The organism is Burkholderia sp. AU30280 (genome assembly GCF_020420125.1).
Lineage (GTDB): Bacteria > Pseudomonadota > Gammaproteobacteria > Burkholderiales > Burkholderiaceae > Burkholderia.
The window spans coordinates 63,973-80,485 of record NZ_JAIZRY010000004.1; the positions used below are offsets into that span (position 1 = coordinate 63,973).

The following is a 16,513-nucleotide window of genomic DNA, read 5'->3' on the forward strand; positions in this document are numbered from 1 at the left end:
GCGCATATGACCGATGCGCGCTTCGTCGACAAGAACCCGGCCTCGTGCCGGGTTTTTTGTTTTCCGCGCGGCTGTGATCAGCGCGCCGCCCACTCGACCGCCGCCTTCGCGTGCAGCGCGGTCGTATCGAACACGGGCAGCGGCGAGTCGTTCGCGCCGATCAGCAGCGTGATTTCCGTGCAGCCGAGGATCACGGCCTGCGCGCCGCGCCGGGCCAGTTCCTCGATGATCGTCACGTACGTCGCGCGCGATTCCGGCGAGATGATGCCGTGGCACAGCTCGTCGTAGATGATCCGGTGCACGTCGTCGCGCCCGCGTTCGTCCGGCACGAGCACGTCCAGCCCAAATTTGCCGCGCAGCCGTTCAGCGTAGAACGGCAATTCCATCGTGTAGCGCGTGCCCAGCAGCGCGACGCGCTCGACGCCGGCATCGCGCAGCGCGTCGCCGGTCGGATCGGCGATATGCAGGAACGGCAGCGTCACCGCGGCTTCGATCGCATCGCAGACGCGATGCATCGTATTGGTGGTCAGCACGACGAGATCGGCGCCGGCCGCTTCGAGCTGCCGCGCGGCGCCGGCCATCCGCTCGCCGAGCGCGGCCCAGTCGTGCGTGCGCTGCAGCGCTTCGATCTCGGCGAAATCGACCGTGACCAGCACGCTCTTCGCGTTGTGGTGCCCGCCGTGCAGCGCCTTCGAATGCCGATTGATCATCCGGTAGTATTCGGCCGACGATTCCCAGCTCATCCCGCCGATCAGTCCGATCGTCTTCATCCGTAACCTTTGCGTTTCATGTATTGCGGCAGACGAGTATAGGCGTCGCTGTCCGCGCCCGGCCGGTACGATCCGCGCAAAGCGGGCCAGTACGGCGCCGCCTGGCGAGGCCGCACGAGACAGTTGAAACCGGCACTGTGTTTTTGTACAGTATCGGCACCGTGAACCCGACCATCATTCCGCCTGCCGATCCGCACGTGCCGCCGCCGGGCGACGCGCTGCCGCGCATGCGCAAGATCATTCACTGCGACTGCGACTGCTTCTACGCGTCGGTCGAGATGCGCGACGACCCGTCGCTGCGCAACCGGCCGCTCGCGGTCGGCGGCCGGCCCGACCAGCGTGGCGTGATCGCGACCTGCAACTACGAGGCGCGGCGCTACGGCGTGCATTCGGCGATGTCGTCGGCGCTGGCGATGCGCAAGTGCCCGGACCTGCTGATCCTGCCGTCCGCGATGGACAAGTATCGCGCGGCGTCGCGGCAGATCATGGCGATCTATCGCGACTACACGCCCGAGGTCGAGCCGCTGTCGCTCGACGAGGCGTATCTCGACGTCAGCGGGTCGGAGCGGTGCCAGGGTAGCGCGACGCTGATTGCACGGGAGATCCGCCAGCGCGTGTTCGACACGGTCGGCGTGACCGTGTCGGCCGGGGTCGCGCCGAACAAGTTCATCGCGAAGATCGCGTCCGACTGGAACAAGCCCGACGGGTTGTTCGTCGTGCGGCCGCACGAGATCGACGCGTTCGTCGCGGCGCTGCCGGTGCGCAAGCTGCACGGCGTCGGCAAGGTGACGGCCACGCGGCTCGACCGGCTCGGCATCCAGACCTGCGCGCAGTTGCGCGACTGGCCGCTGATCGACCTGCACCGCGAATTCGGCGCGTTTGGGCGGCGGTTGTACGAACTGTCGCGCGGGATCGACGAGCGGCGAGTGCAGGCCGACCAGGAGCGCAAGTCGGTCAGCGTCGAGACGACCTACGTGACCGACCTGACGACGCTTGAGCAGTGCGCGGCGGAAATCCGCCGCCTCGTCGTGCAACTCGACGCGCGGATCGAACGGGCGGGCGCCGCGCGGTCGATCCGCAAGCTGTACGTGAAGATCCGCTTCGCCGATTTCCAGCGCACGACGGTCGAGTGCGTGGCCGATGCGACGAACGCGGACACGGCCGTCACGCTGCTCGCGAAGGGGCTGCAACGGCGTGCGCAGGCGGTGCGCTTGCTCGGCGTCGGCGTACGCATCGACGAGGATACGGCCGAGCGCCACGGGCAGTTCTCGCTGTTCGACGACGAATCGCCCGCGCCATGAAAAAAGGCACCGCCGAAGCGGTGCCTTTGCTTGCATGCAGCCGAAAAGGCCGGGCGGCGCTCAGCGCGCGGGCGCAGCCATCCCGTTGTGGCGCAGCAGCGCATCGATCTGCGGCTCGCGGCCGCGGAATGCCTTGAACGAATCCATCGCCGGGCGGCTGCCGCCGACCTCGAGGATTTCGCGGCGATAGCGCGTGCCGGTCGCCGCGTCGAGCACGCTGCCGCTCGCGGCGGCCGCTTCCTCGAACGCTGCGTACGCATCGGCCGACAGCACCTCGGCCCACTTGTAGCTGTAGTAGCCGGCCGCGTAGCCGCCCGCGAAGATGTGGCTGAACGTGTTCGGCCAGCGCGAGAACGGAGCTTGCGGGATCACGTGATAGCGTTCGTTGATCTCGCGCGCGAATGCGGTCACGTCGGTGGCGCCCGCCGGGTCGAAGTCGACGTGCAGCAGCATGTCGAACATCGAGAATACGATCTGGCGCAGCGTGCCGAGCCCGCTCTGGAAGTTCTTTGCCGCGATCATCTTGTCGAACAGCTCGCGCGGCAACGCGGCGCCCGTGTCGACGTGCGACGACATCGACGACAGCACGTCCCATTCCCAGCAGAAGTTTTCCATGAACTGCGACGGCAGCTCGACGGCATCCCATTCGACACCGTTGATGCCCGACACGCCGAGTTCGTCGACACGCGTGAGCATGTGGTGCAGCCCGTGGCCGAATTCATGGAACAGCGTGATGACTTCGTCGTGCGAGAAGCAGGCGGGCTTGCCGCCGACCGGCGCCGAGAAGTTGCAGGTGAGATAGGCGACCGGCGTCTGCACGCTGCCGCCGCGCTTCGCGCGCGAACGCGCGTCGTCCATCCATGCGCCGCCGCGCTTGCCTTCGCGCGCGTACAGGTCGAGATAGAACTGCGCGACGAGCGAGCCGTCGCGGTTCTCGACGCGGAAGAAACGCACGTCCTTGTGCCACACCGGCGCGTCGTCCGGCTTGATCTGCACGCCGAACAGCGTCTCGGTGACGGTGAACAGGCCCTTCAGCGCGGCCGGCTCGGGGAAGTACTGCTTGACCTCGTTTTCCGAGAACGCGTAGCGCTGCTGGCGCAGCTTCTCGGCCGCAAATGCGACGTCCCACGGCGCGAGTTCGGCGAGGCCGAGTTCCTTCGCGGCGAACGTGCGCAGCTCGTCCCAGTCCTTGTCCGCGTGCGGGCGCGCGCGCGTCGCGAGATCCTCGAGGAACGCGATCACCTGCTGCGGCGATTCGGCCATCTTCGGCGCGAGCGACACTTCGGCGAAGTTGCGGTAGCCGAGCATCAGCGCCTCTTCGCGGCGCAGCTTCAGCGCGTCGGCGACGATCGCCGTGTTGTCCCATTCGGCCTTGCCGTCGCCGTACTGCGGCCCGAGTTCCGACGCGCGCGTCGCATAGGCGCGGTAGAGCGTCTCGCGCAGTGCGCGGTTGTCGGCGTATTGCAGCACCGGGAAGTACGACGGGAAGTGCAGCGTGAATTTCCAGCCTTCCTTGGCATCCTTTTGCGCGGCTTCGCGGGCGGCCTCGATCGCGTCGCCGGGCAGGCCGGCCAGGTCGGCCTCGTCCTGCACGAAATACGCGTACGCGTTGGTTGCGTCGAGCACGTGATCGGAGAATGCCTTCGACAGTGCGGCCTGCTGTTCCTGCAGTTCGGCGAAGCGCGGTTTCTGGTCCTCGGGCAGCTCGGCGCCCGACAGGCGGAAATCGCGCAGCGCGTTGTCGAGGATCTTCTTGCGTTCGGTGGACAGCGTCGCGTATTCGGCGCTCGCGGCGATCGCCTTGTATTTCTCGTACAGCGCGAGGTTCTGGCCGACGCTCGACCAGAATTCGGTCACGCGCGGCAGGTTCTCGCCGTAGGCGGCCCGCAGTTCGGGGGTATCGGCAACCGCGTTCAGGTGGCCGACGATGCCCCACGCGCGACCGAGCGGCTCCGTTGCGCGCTCGACCGTCTCGACGACTTCCGCCCAGGTTGCCGGCGTCGCGGCCGCGCTTGCCGTCTCGACCGCGCGGTTGGCGGCATCGAGCAGCGTGTCGAGCGCGGGCGTCACGTGTTCCGGGCGGATCTCGCCGAAGCGGGGCAGCCCCGAGAAATCGAGAAGCGGGTTGGTGTTGGCGCTGGCGGACATAAGACTCCCTGTCTGTTGCCGGATGAACCGGAGTGAAAAGGGTAAGGCGCGCAAGGCAACGCGGCGCCCGATATCGACATTATTGGGGCGCATCGCGCGCTTTCCAATCGTTAGTTTCTAACGATGCGATTGACGCGGGGTCGAATGCGGGGCGGAGGCGTCTGACGGCGCGGCCGACGCGGCGCGGTGCGGCCGGCGAGGCACCGGCGCGCGGAATCGCGCGCCGGCTGAACGGGCAGGCGCTCAGGCGGCCGCGTCGGCGGCGCGCTCGGCGGCTTCGATCGTGTTGATCAGCAGCATCGTGATGGTCATCGGGCCGACACCGCCCGGCACCGGCGTGATGTGACCGGCCACTTCCTTCACGCCCGCGAAATCGACGTCGCCGCACAGCTTGCCGGCGTCGTCGCGGTTCATGCCGACGTCGATCACCGTCGCGCCGGGCTTTACCATGTCGGCGGTCAGGATGTTGCGCTTGCCGACGGCGGCGACCACGACGTCGGCCTGCCGCGTGTGCGCGGCGAGGTCGCGCGTCTTGCTGTGGCAGATCGTCACGGTCGCGCCGGCGTCGAGCAGCATCATCGCCATCGGCTTGCCGACGATGTTCGAGCGGCCGATCACGACGGCGTTCGCGCCCTGCAGCGCAATGTCGTGTGCCTCGAACATCTTCATCACGCCGTACGGCGTGCACGGGCGGAACAGCGGCTTGCCGGTCATCAGCGCGCCGGCGTTCGCGACGTGGAAGCCGTCGACGTCCTTCTCCGGCGCGATCGCCTCGAGCACCTTGTGGCTGTCGATGTGCTTGGGCAGCGGCAGCTGGACGAGGATGCCGTGGATCTTCGGATCGCGGTTCAACTCGTCGATGCGCGCGAGCAGGTCCGCCTCCGACAGCGTGTCCGGGTACGCATCCTTCAGCGAGAAGAAGCCGTTGTCCTCGCACGCCTTGATCTTGTTGCGCACGTAGACTTCGCTTGCCGGGTTGGCGCCGACGAGGATCACCGCGAGACCGGGCTGGTGGCCGCGTGCGGTCAGGGCGGCGGCGCGTTCGGCGGCCTGTGCGCGCAGGGTCTTCGAAAGGGCGTTGCCGTCGATGAGGAGGGCTGTCATGGTGGTGGTCCTGCCGGGAAGTTGGAATGCGATCGTGCGGCGCCCGAAGCGTCGCAGCAAAGCACGCGATTATACCGTTCGCCTGCTGCCGTCCGACAGCAAATCAACAGGAAGCGTCATGACCGCGGCGCTCGCGCGCCGGGAGGAACGGCCGCCGCCGCGCGAGTGGGCCGCATCGCGCGGGGCGGCCAGGCCGGGCGGGCAGTGCCGCCGCGGCCCGCGAACGCTCAGGCTTGTTTCTTCGACAGCGCGAGGCGCAGCAGGTCGGCCACCGTGTTGACGTTGAGCTTTTCCATGATGTTCGCGCGGTGCGCTTCGACCGTCTTGATGCTGATGCCGAGATCGTCGGCGATCTGCTTGTTCAGGCGGCCCGCGATGATCCGTTCGAGCACCTGCTGCTCGCGCGCGGTCAGCTTCGACAGGCGTTCGCTCGCGGCACGCTGTTCCTGGACGCTCTTGCTTTCGCTTCGGGCCTTGTCGAGCATCCGCTCGACGAGCTTGCGCAGCTCGGCTTCGTCGAACGGTTTCTCGATAAAGTCCATCGCACCCTTTTTCATCGTCGAGACGGCCATCGGTACGTCGCCGTGACCCGTGACGAAGATGATCGGCAGCGCGGCATTGTCGGCGATCAGGCGTTCCTGCAGTTCGAGGCCGCTCATGCCCGACATCCGTACGTCGAGGATCAGGCACGCGATCTGGCCGGCCTGCTGGGCTGGCTGGTAGGCATCGAGGAATTGCTCGGCGCTCGAGAAGCATTGAACGCGATAGCCGTTCGCCTCCAGCAGCCAGCGCAGCGAGTCCCGTACGGCCTCGTCGTCGTCAACGACAAAGACGGTTTCCTGAGTGGTGGTGACAGGGCTATTCATAGTTCTCCCGTAACGGTATGTGATGCCGATGCCTCGCGCCCCCCTTGGCCGAGATCAGCGGGTTCCCCAATGGGCAAGCTGCAGTGGAACGTTGCGCCGGATATGCGGCCATCCGGCTCGACGTTGTTGACCACCCACAGACGCCCCCGATGCGATTCGATGATCGAACGGCAGATATTCAGCCCCATGCCCATGCCATCGGACTTGGTGCTGTAAAACGGTTCAAACAGGCGCTCGGCGGTCGCTTCGTCGACGCCCGGGCCCTGGTCGATCACGCGGATGTCGACGAAGCCCGCCTCGATGTCGGCGACGACGCGGATCACGCCGTCCGCCGACGCCGGCTTCACGTCGGCCATTGCTTCGGCCGCGTTCTTCATCAGGTTCACGAGCACCTGCTCGATCAGCACGGGGTCGACATAAATAATAGGCATTCTTGCGAGGATTTCCGTGACGATCCGGATCCTGCGCTTCCTCGCCTCGATTTCGGCGAGCCCCACCGCGTCGGCGACGATGTCGGCGACCCGCGCCGGCTGGCGCTTCGGCTCGCTGCGTTTCACGAATTCGCGGATCCGCTTGACGATCATCCCCGCGCGCAACGCTTGCTGCGCGGTCTTTTCCAGCGCGGGCTGGAGCGTCTCCGGCGTGCCGCGGCCGCTCTTCACGAGTGCGAGCGTGCCCGAGCAGTAGTTGTTGATCGCGGCGAGCGGCTGGTTCAATTCGTGAGCAATCGACGACGCCATTTCACCCATCGTCATCAATCGGCTCGTGAACTGCAGCTTCTCTTCCTGCTGGTGCGCGAGTTCCTGCGCCTTCTTGCGGGTCGTGATGTCGGTCGCGATCTGCATCTGCGCGAGGTGGCCGTCCACCCACTGGATGTACTGGCGGCGCACCTCGAACCACTTCTGGATGCTCTCGACGTACACCTCCTGCGCATCGGCGGTGCTGCTCGTCAGCGCGGCGGCCGGCAGGCCCGCGAACGCGTCGACCATGTCGATCGAGTCGGACGATGCCTGCGCACGGTCGAAGCCGCCGCCCGACAGCTCGAGATGGCCGTCCGGGCGAATCCCGAACAGGTGGCGGTAGTAGCGGTTCGCGAACAGCAGCTCGGCCTCGTCGGCAGCCAGCACCGACACCGCGGCGTCGAGGCTTTCGAGCACCGTCGTGAAGCGCTCGTGCGCGGCCGCGAGTTCCTCGCGCGCTCGCTTCGGCTCGGTGATGTCGGTCATCGACGACATCCAGCCGGTCTGGCGGCCCGAGCTGTCGATCAGCGGCGACACGTACAGGCGCGCATGGAACAGCGTGCCGTTCTTGCGCCGCACGCGCAGCTCGAAGCCCGAGCTCGGCGCCTTGCCGCGCAGCGTCATGTCGAGCTGGCGCTGCATTTCCGGGTACGCGTCGCGCGGCCAGTACGGGAACGGCGCGACCTTGCCGACGAGGTCCGTTTCGTCCCAGCCCGTCATCCGGCAGAACGCGGGGTTCACGTGCGTGATGCGGCCGTGCATGTCGAGCACGCGCATGCCGATCAGCACCGAATTTTCCATCGCGCGGCGGAAGAACGCTTCCGCGTACAGCGCCTGCTGCGCCTCGAAGCGCTGGCGCGTGTGCTTCCACAGGCTCCAGAGGCTCCACAGTACGAAGCACGACAGGCCTGCGACGAGCCACACGAGCGTGTTGTTGGTCAGGTTCGTGAGCTGCGGGAATGCGTACACGCGCACGGTCAGCCCCTGGCCGGGCGGATCGAGCGGCAGGTCGTAGTGCGAGTCGCGCGGCAGGCGCGGGCGCGTCGACGTGGACGACAGTTCGCGGTTGTTCGCGTCGGTGATCGAGATCTTGTACTTCGACGACAGCTCCTGCGGGATATCGTGCTTCAGGATGCCTTCGACCGAGAACACCGCGGCGATCGAGCCGAGGTACTCGCGATCGCCGCGCATCACGGGTGTCTGCAGCGTGATGAAGCCGTTGCCGAAGTCGTCGTAGAGCAGCGGCGAATAGGCCTGGCGGCGCGTGCTGCGCGCCTCGTCGTAGGCGCCGCGCACGGCGTCCTGCATCTGCGCATCGCCGGGCTTCGCGAGCCGCTGGCCGAGCAGCGGCGGATGCACGGTCGGCCAGCGCTGCACGCCGGGCGTCGTGTACCAGTTCAGGTAGAGGATTTCCGGATGCGTTTGCATCACGTCCGCGACGGCCATCTGGAACGCGTTCTGATCGAGGCGGCCGGCTGCGAGATCGCGCGACAGCGCCTGGAGCTGTTCCTGCGCACCCGTCATCGACAGGCGAATCTGCTGCTGCGCCCACGCGACGTTACGGAAGAGGGTGTCTTCCTGCTGTTGCTGCTCGCGACGATTGAGGCTCCACAGGATGAGGCTCATCACCACCAGGAACACGAGGATCGACAGCAGTGGCGTCAGCAAATAGGAATTGGACCACCACGGTCCGTGGTGCCAACGGGACGGCTGCGACTCCGCCGGCGGGCCCGACGGTCGCGCCGAGCGTGCGAAAAGCCGATCGGTCAACATGGCAGGATTGTAGCGCAGCGCAATACATGGAAAACCTGTACCGGATATGTTGAACGGAAACGGATTTGTTCAGCGGAGACGCGCCGGAGAGCCCCGGAATATGGGTGCAGCGCAGCAATATTCCGCATTGCGAGAAAAGATCTCACAATTCGAAAATTTTGTTGCGCACGCCCGCGCACGCTCATTACAATCCGTCGGAGCTTGCCCGCAGCCGGTCGCGTCGCGTCGTCTGCACGAGAGCGATCCTCACATTCCAGGACCCAGGAGACGAGAATGTCCGCTGTACCGAACGAAGTGATGAAATATGTCGCCGCCGAACGTGACGACGACCCGCAAGAAACCGTCGAGTGGCTGGAGTCGCTCGATGGCGTGATCTCCTCCGTGGGCACCGGCCGCGCGCATTACCTGATCGAAAAGCAGATCGAGTTCGCACGCATGCATGGCGAGCACCTGCCGTTTTCCGCGAATACCCCGTACATCAACACGATTCCGGTCGAAGCCCAGGCGAAGATTCCGGGCGATCAGGATATCGAGCACCGCATCCGTTCGTACACGCGCTGGAATGCGCTGGCGATGGTGCTGCGCGCAGGCAAGGATACGAACGTCGGCGGCCACATCGCATCGTTCGCGTCGGCCGCGACGCTTTATGACGTCGGCTACAACCACTTCTGGCACGCGGCGTCCGACCAGCACGGCGGCGACCTCGTGTTCGTGCAGGGCCACTCGTCGCCGGGCGTGTACTCGCGCGCGTTCCTGCTCGGCCGCCTGAAGGAAGAGCAGCTCGACAACTTCCGCCAGGAAGTCGACGGCAACGGCATTTCGTCGTACCCGCACCCGTGGCTGATGCCGGACTTCTGGCAGTTCCCGACCGTGTCGATGGGCCTCGGCCCGATCATGGCGATCTACCAGGCGCGCTTCATGAAGTACCTGCAGGCGCGCGGCATCGCGAAGACGGAAGGCCGCAAGGTGTGGGCGTTCCTCGGCGACGGCGAGACGGACGAACCGGAATCGCTCGGCGCGATCGGGATGGCGAGCCGCGAGAAGCTCGACAACCTCGTGTTCGTGATCAACTGCAACCTGCAGCGTCTCGACGGCCCGGTGCGCGGCAACGGCAAGATCATCCAGGAACTCGAATCGGAATTCCGCGGCGCCGGCTGGAACGTGATCAAGGTCATCTGGGGCAGCCGCTGGGATGCGCTGTTCGCGCGCGACAAGACGGGCGCGCTGATGCGCCGCATGATGGAAGTGGTCGACGGCGAATACCAGACGTACAAGTCGGAATCGGGTGCGTTCGTGCGGGAGCACTTCTTCAACACGCCTGAACTGAAGGCACTCGTCGCCGACTGGTCGGACGACGACATCTGGGCGCTGAACCGCGGCGGCCACGATCCGCACAAGATCTACGCGGCTTTCCACGAAGCCACGAACACGAAGGGCGCGCCGACCGTCATCCTCGCGAAGACCATCAAGGGCTACGGGATGGGCGAGTCGGGCCAGGCGATGAACATCACGCACCAGCAGAAGAAGCTGCCGGTCGAGCAACTGAAGAAGTTCCGTGACCAGTTCCGCCTGCCGATCACCGACGAGCAGATCGCCGACGTGCCGTACCTGAAGTTCGAGGAAGGCTCGAAGGAGCTCGAATACATGCGCCAGAAGCGCATGGACCTCGGCGGCTACCTGCCGCATCGCCGCGAGAAGGCGACGTCGCTGCCGGTGCCGGCACTCGATGCATTCGAGCCGCTGCTGAAGGGCACGGGCGAAGGCCGCGAGATCTCGACGACGATGGCGTTCGTGCGGATCCTGAACATCCTGCTGAAGGACAAGGCGCTGGGCAAGCGCGTCGTGCCGATCGTCCCGGACGAATCGCGTACGTTCGGCATGGAAGGCCTGTTCCGCCAGATCGGTATCTGGAACCAGGAAGGCCAGAAGTACGTGCCGGAAGATTCCGACCAGCTGATGTTCTACAAGGAATCGGAAACCGGCCAGATCCTGCAGGAAGGCATCAACGAAGCGGGCGGCATGTGCGACTGGATCGCTGCGGCGACGTCGTACTCGACGCACGGCGAGATCATGGTGCCGTTCTACATCTTCTATTCGATGTTCGGCTTCCAGCGGATCGGCGACCTGGCATGGGCCGCGGGCGACATGCGTTCGCGCGGCTTCCTGCTCGGCGGTACCGCGGGCCGCACGACGCTGAACGGCGAAGGCCTGCAGCACGAAGACGGCCACTCGCTCCTGTGGGCGGCATCGGTGCCGAACTGCGTGAGCTACGACCCGACGTTCGGCTACGAACTCGCGGTGATCGTCCAGGACGGCCTGCGCCGCATGGTGCAGGACCAGGAAGACGTGTACTACTACATCACGGTGATGAACGAGAACTACGAGCACCCGGCGATTCCGCAGGGCGAGCACGTGGCGGCCGACATCATCAAGGGCATGTACGCGTTCAAGAAGGCCGACGCCGACAAGAAGGCGCCGCGCGTCCAGCTGCTCGGCGCGGGCACGATCTTCAACGAAGTGATTGCCGCCGCCGATCTGCTCAAGAACGATTGGGGCGTCGCCGCCGACCTGTGGAGCGTGCCGAGCTTCACCGAGCTGGCGCGTGAAGGCCACCAGGTCGAACGCTGGAACCTGCTCCATCCGACCGAAGAGCGTCGTCTGTCGCACGTGCAGAAGTGCCTGAAGGACACGCAGGGCCCGGTCATCGCATCGACCGACTACGTCCGCGCGCTGGTCGACCAGATCCGCGGCCAGATCGATCGCCGCTTCGTCGTGCTGGGCACGGACGGCTTCGGCCGCTCGGATACCCGCGAGAAGCTGCGTCACTTCTTCGAAGTCGACCGTCACTGGGTCACCGTCGCCGCGCTCAACGCGCTGGCCGACGAGGGCACGATCGAGCGCAAGGTGGTCGCGGAAGCGATCGCCAAGTACAACCTCGATCCGTCGAAGCCCAACCCGATGACCGTTTAACGCACACGCCGTGTGATGCCGTGCGCCGCCTTAGCGAGGGGCGCGCGCGGCCATGGAGACAGAAACAGATGAGTCAAGCGATCGAAGTGAAGGTGCCGGATATCGGCGATTACAAGGATGTGCCGGTGATCGAGATCGGCGTGAAGGTCGGCGATACCGTCGAGCCGGAGCAGTCGCTCGTCACGCTCGAATCGGACAAGGCGACGATGGACGTGCCGAGCCCGGTGGGCGGCGTCGTGAAGGAAATCAAGGTCAAGGTGGGCGATTCCGTGTCGGAAGGCTCGCTGATCATCCTGCTCGAAGGCGCCGCAGCGGCGCAGGCGAACGGCGCGGCCGCGCCCGCACCGGCTCCGGCGGCAGCGCCGGCACCGGCGGCCGCTGCTGCTGCACCGGCGGCCGCACCGGCTGCAGCCGGCGGCACGCTCGAAGTGAAGGTCCCTGACATCGGCGACTACAAGGATGTGCCGGTGATCGAGATCGGCGTGAAGGTCGGCGACACGGTCGAGAAGGAGCAGTCGCTCGTCACGCTCGAGTCGGACAAGGCGACGATGGACGTGCCGAGCCCGGCCGCGGGCGTCGTGAAGGACATCAAGGTCAAGGTGGGCGATTCGGTGTCGGAAGGCACATTGATCGTGCTGCTCGAAGCCGCAGGCGCGGCTGCCGCGCCGCAGGCGAGCGCACCGGCTCCGGCCGCTGCCGCGCCGGCGCCGGCACCCGCCGCTGCTCCCGCGAAGGCCGCGCCGGCACCGGCTGCTGCTGCGCCGGCCCCGGCCGCCGCGTCGGGCGAATACCGCGCCAGCCACGCATCGCCGTCGGTGCGCAAATTCGCGCGCGAACTCGGCGTCGAGGTTGCACGCGTGCAGGGTTCGGGCCCGAAGGGCCGCATTACGAAGGAAGACGTCACGGGCTTCGTGAAGGGCGTGATGACGGGCCAGCGCGCAACGCCGGCCGCGGCAGCCGCGCCGGCAGGCGGCGGCGAGCTGAACCTGCTGCCGTGGCCGAAGGTCGACTTCTCGAAGTTCGGCCCGTTCGAGGCGAAGCCGCTGTCGCGCATCAAGAAGATCTCGGGCGCGAACCTGCATCGCAACTGGGTAATGATCCCGCACGTCACGAACAACGACGAAGCGGACATCACCGAACTCGAAGCACTGCGCGTGCAGCTGAACAAGGAGCACGAGAAGGCGGGCGTGAAGTTCACGATGCTCGCGTTCGTGATCAAGGCGGTGGTCGCCGCGCTGAAGAAATTCCCGACCTTCAACGCGAGCCTCGACGGCGACAACCTGGTGTTCAAGCAGTACTACCACATCGGTTTTGCCGCGGACACGCCGAACGGTCTCGTCGTGCCGGTGATCCGCGATGCGGACAAGAAGGGTCTCGTCGATATCGCGAAGGAAATGGCCGAGCTGTCGAAGGCCGCACGCGACGGCAAGCTGAAGCCGGACCAGATGCAGGGCGGCTGCTTCTCGATCTCGTCGCTCGGCGGGATCGGCGGCACGAACTTCACGCCGATCATCAACGCGCCGGAAGTGGCGATTCTCGGGTTGTCGCGCGGCCAGATGAAGCCGGTGTGGGACGGCAAGCAGTTCGTGCCGCGTCTGACGCTGCCGCTGTCGCTGTCGTATGACCATCGCGTGATCGATGGCGCGGAAGCCGCGCGGTTCAATGCGTATCTCGGCGCGTTGCTCGCGGATTTCCGTCGCATCATTCTTTGATGAGCGGGGAGTGGCTCGCGGGGGCGTGGGTATGTTGTCTGTTATCCACGCTTCGTCGTTGAACTGGCTTTCTTGACGGTCTGCTAGTGTCGCCCCTGCGCGGGGCGGCGGTCACTTTTCTTTGTCTTCCAAAGAAAAGTAACCAAAAGAAAGGCGAGTCCTTGAGCGGACAGCAAAGGTGGTTCTGCTCCGGTTCGCGTTCTTTTGTCAGGCCGTAACAGGGTCATCGCGGGTTTCTCCCCCTCTGTCTGCAGCTAATCAAGAAGGGGACAGTAATGAGTCTCATCGAAGTCAAGGTTCCGGATATCGGCGATTTCAGCGGCGTCGATGTCATCGAAGTCAATGTGAAGCCGGGCGACGTGATCGAAAAAGAGCAGACGCTCATCACGCTCGAATCGGACAAAGCCTCCATGGAAGTGCCCAGCGACGTCGCCGGCACCGTCAAGGAAGTCAAGGTCAAAGCCGGCGAGAAAGTCTCGCAAGGCACCGTCATCGCCATCGTCGAAGCAACGGCCGGCGCCGCCGCGCCCGCGAAAGCACCCGAAGCTGCCAAGCCCGCAGCCGCTGCGCCGGCACCGGCCGCAGCCGCTCCGGCGCCCGCGCCGCAAGCCGGCAGCTACGCAGGTGCCGCCGACATCGAATGCGACATGCTCGTGCTCGGCGCCGGCCCCGGTGGCTACTCGGCCGCGTTCCGCGCAGCCGATCTCGGCATGAAGACGGTGCTCGTCGAACGCTACTCGACGCTCGGCGGCGTGTGCCTGAACGTCGGCTGCATCCCGTCGAAAGCGCTGCTGCATACGTCGCTCGTCGTCGAAGAAGCCGCGGCGCTCGCGTCGCACGGCATCACGTTCGGCAAGCCGGAAGTCGATCTCGACAAGCTGCGGGACTTCAAGGGCGGCGTCGTCAAGAAGCTGACGACGGGCCTCGCCGGCATGGCGAAGGCACGCAAGGTCGAAGTGGTCACGGGCGTCGGCGCATTCGTCGATCCGTATCACATGGAAGTGCAGGGCGAAAACGGCAAGAAGGTCGTGAAGTTCAAGCAGGCGATCATCGCCGCGGGCTCGCAGGCCGTGAAGCTGCCGTTCATGCCGGAAGACCCGCGCGTCGTCGATTCGACCGGCGCACTCGAACTGCGCCAGTTGCCGAAACGCATGCTCGTGATCGGCGGCGGCATCATCGGCCTCGAAATGGCAACGGTGTACTCGACGCTCGGCGCCGAGATCGACGTCGTCGAAATGATGGACGGCCTGATGATGGGCGCGGACCGTGATCTCGTGAAGGTCTGGGAAAAGTACAACGCGAAGCGTTTCGGCAACGTGATGCTGAAGACCAAGACGGTCGGCGCGGAAGCGAAGGAAGACGGCATCTACGTGAAGTTCGAGGGCGAGAAGGCGCCGGCGGAAGCGCAGCGCTACGACCTCGTGCTCGTCGCGGTGGGCCGCAGCCCGAACGGCAAGAAGATCGGCGCCGACAAGGCCGGCGTCGCGGTCACGGATCGAGGCTTCATCGACGTCGACAAGCAGATGCGCACGAACGTCCCGCACATCTTCGCGATCGGCGATATCGTCGGCCAGCCGATGCTCGCGCACAAGGCCGTGCATGAAGGCCACGTCGCAGCGGAAGCCGCACACGGCGAGAAGGCATACTTCGACGCACTGCAGATCCCGTCGGTGGCGTACACCGATCCGGAAGTGGCCTGGGCCGGCAAGACGGAAGACCAGTGCAAGGCCGAAGGCATCAAGTATGGCAAGGCCGTGTTCCCGTGGGCCGCATCGGGCCGCGCGATCGCGAACGGCCGTGACGAAGGCTTCACGAAGCTGATCTTCGACGAGGAAACCCATCGCGTGATCGGCGGCGCGATCGTCGGCCTGAACGCGGGCGACCTGATCAGCGAAGTGTGCCTCGCCGTCGAGATGGGCGCGGACGCGGAAGACATCGGCAAGACGATCCATCCGCACCCGACGCTCGGCGAATCGGTCGGCATGGCCGCCGAGCTGTACGAAGGCGTCTGTACGGACCTGCCGCCGCAACGCAAGAAGTAACGCGGCCGGCTCGGCCGGCAATCTGCCGGCCATGAAAAAACGCCGCCTCCCGGGCAATCCGGGCGGCGGCGTTTTCTATTGCATGCGGCTGGGGCTCAAACGACCGTTCGAGAACGGTCGGCAACGTGCCGGTTCCAGCGTGTTCCGGCATCACCAACGAAAAAGCCGCGCTGGGCGCGGCTCTTTCAGGAGCAGGGGGCGCTTACGCGGCCGGCTTGCTGGTACGACGTGCCGCAGCGGCGGTAGCAGCCTTCGTTGCGACGGCAGCAGCAGCGTTGAAGTTCGTTTCAGCGATTTCGACGGCTTGCTTCGTTGCCTTCTGAACCGTTTCGTACGTGGTGTTCGCAGCGTTCAGAGCCGACTTCAGTGCAGCGACAGCCGTTTCCGAACCAGCCGGGGCGTTCTTCGCGACGTTGTCGACGAGCGCCTGGACCTTCTTGTTCTGCTCCTCGAATTGCGCTTCGGCAACCTTCGCGAACTCGGCTTGCGTCGACGATGCGATTTCATACAGGTGACGGCCGTACGACAGCACTTTTTCCGCGACCGGCTGCGACAGGCTGGCTTGCAGCGCGATCAGTTCCTGTGCGTCCTTCACCGACAGCAGGCGCTGTGCGTTTTCCTGGCCTTCGGCCAGCGTCGACTTCACGACCTGCAGGTTGAGTTCGATCAGCTTTTCGACGCCTTCGAATGCCTTGGTCGTCAGACCGAACAGGCTTTCGAGGTTGGCTTTCTGGGCGGCGGCGATTTGCTCGGGGGTCAGCAAGGACATGTCAAGCTCCTGAAAAGCGATCGCGTCGATCGCAGGATAAAGGGCACTACGCTGGGGAACCTCGGATGCGCGTGCTTTGTGCAACGCAGCAATGAGGCTTATTTTAGGGCAGAGAAAACCATTGTCAAGTATTTTTTGTGCGTTGCACAATCGCGACAAATTATCGATAAAACAACAAGTTATCGTGCCCGCTCGGAATCGGTTTCATGCGTGATCCCAGATGGTGCGCACGGCGGCGGGGCAGGCGCGGCGCACCATGATCACGCACAGGTAAACCTGACAGGCCCGTGGAACGTTATCCTTCTGTTCCTGTCGAAA

The 16,513-nt window shown here is 65.4% G+C and carries 10 protein-coding genes; 4 read left to right on the forward strand and 6 right to left on the reverse strand.

What is annotated here, in order from left to right; translation table 11 throughout:
- Positions 1 to 77: 77 nt before the first annotated feature.
- On the reverse strand, positions 78 to 770 hold the full coding sequence (locus tag LGN17_RS10530) for an aspartate/glutamate racemase family protein (protein WP_226196604.1): 693 nt from the start codon (positions 768 to 770) through the stop codon (positions 78 to 80).
- 137 nt (positions 771 to 907) lie between these two features.
- Between LGN17_RS10530 and dinB the strand changes: the two genes are divergently transcribed.
- Positions 908 to 2,071 (forward strand): DNA polymerase IV, encoded by a 1,164-nt coding sequence (gene dinB, locus LGN17_RS10535; protein ID WP_226196610.1) that lies wholly within the window; start codon positions 908 to 910, stop codon positions 2,069 to 2,071.
- A gap of 60 nt (positions 2,072 to 2,131) precedes the next feature.
- Here dinB and LGN17_RS10540 read toward each other — a convergent pair whose 3' ends face one another.
- The 4 genes from LGN17_RS10540 to fixL all read right to left on the reverse strand — a co-directional run bounded on the left by LGN17_RS10540 (position 2,132) and on the right by fixL (position 8,702).
- Positions 2,132 to 4,219 (reverse strand): M3 family metallopeptidase, encoded by a 2,088-nt coding sequence (locus LGN17_RS10540; protein ID WP_226196613.1) that lies wholly within the window; start codon positions 4,217 to 4,219, stop codon positions 2,132 to 2,134.
- A gap of 243 nt (positions 4,220 to 4,462) precedes the next feature.
- Positions 4,463 to 5,323, reverse strand: a complete 861-nt coding sequence (gene folD, locus LGN17_RS10545) for a bifunctional methylenetetrahydrofolate dehydrogenase/methenyltetrahydrofolate cyclohydrolase FolD (protein ID WP_226196616.1) — start codon at positions 5,321 to 5,323, stop codon at positions 4,463 to 4,465.
- A gap of 227 nt (positions 5,324 to 5,550) precedes the next feature.
- Entirely contained in the window at positions 5,551 to 6,189 is a 639-nt protein-coding gene (gene fixJ / locus LGN17_RS10550) for an oxygen response regulator transcription factor FixJ (protein WP_006493245.1), read from the reverse strand.
- Positions 6,186 to 8,702, reverse strand: coding sequence for an oxygen sensor histidine kinase FixL (gene fixL / locus LGN17_RS10555; RefSeq protein ID WP_175953542.1), 2,517 nt, complete (start codon positions 8,700 to 8,702; stop codon positions 6,186 to 6,188). The genes fixJ and fixL overlap by 4 nt, the downstream gene beginning before the upstream one ends.
- Before the next feature lie 273 nt (positions 8,703 to 8,975).
- On the opposite strand from fixL, the gene aceE reads away from it, so the two are divergent.
- The 3 genes from aceE (at position 8,976) to lpdA (ending at position 15,426) form a co-directional block, all read left to right on the forward strand.
- Positions 8,976 to 11,672 carry a pyruvate dehydrogenase (acetyl-transferring), homodimeric type gene (aceE, locus tag LGN17_RS10560; RefSeq protein WP_226196618.1) on the forward strand — a complete coding sequence of 899 codons (2,697 nt, stop codon included), beginning with the start codon at positions 8,976 to 8,978 and terminating at the stop codon, positions 11,670 to 11,672.
- 68 nt (positions 11,673 to 11,740) lie between these two features.
- On the forward strand, positions 11,741 to 13,384 hold the full coding sequence (aceF, locus tag LGN17_RS10565) for a dihydrolipoyllysine-residue acetyltransferase (protein WP_226196621.1): 1,644 nt from the start codon (positions 11,741 to 11,743) through the stop codon (positions 13,382 to 13,384).
- Between the two features lie 275 nt (positions 13,385 to 13,659).
- Entirely contained in the window at positions 13,660 to 15,426 is a 1,767-nt protein-coding gene (lpdA, locus tag LGN17_RS10570) for a dihydrolipoyl dehydrogenase (RefSeq protein ID WP_226196624.1), read from the forward strand.
- A gap of 202 nt (positions 15,427 to 15,628) precedes the next feature.
- Here lpdA and LGN17_RS10575 read toward each other — a convergent pair whose 3' ends face one another.
- Positions 15,629 to 16,195, reverse strand: a complete 567-nt coding sequence (locus LGN17_RS10575; protein ID WP_039364780.1) for a phasin family protein — start codon at positions 16,193 to 16,195, stop codon at positions 15,629 to 15,631.
- Positions 16,196 to 16,513: the final 318 nt, after the last annotated feature.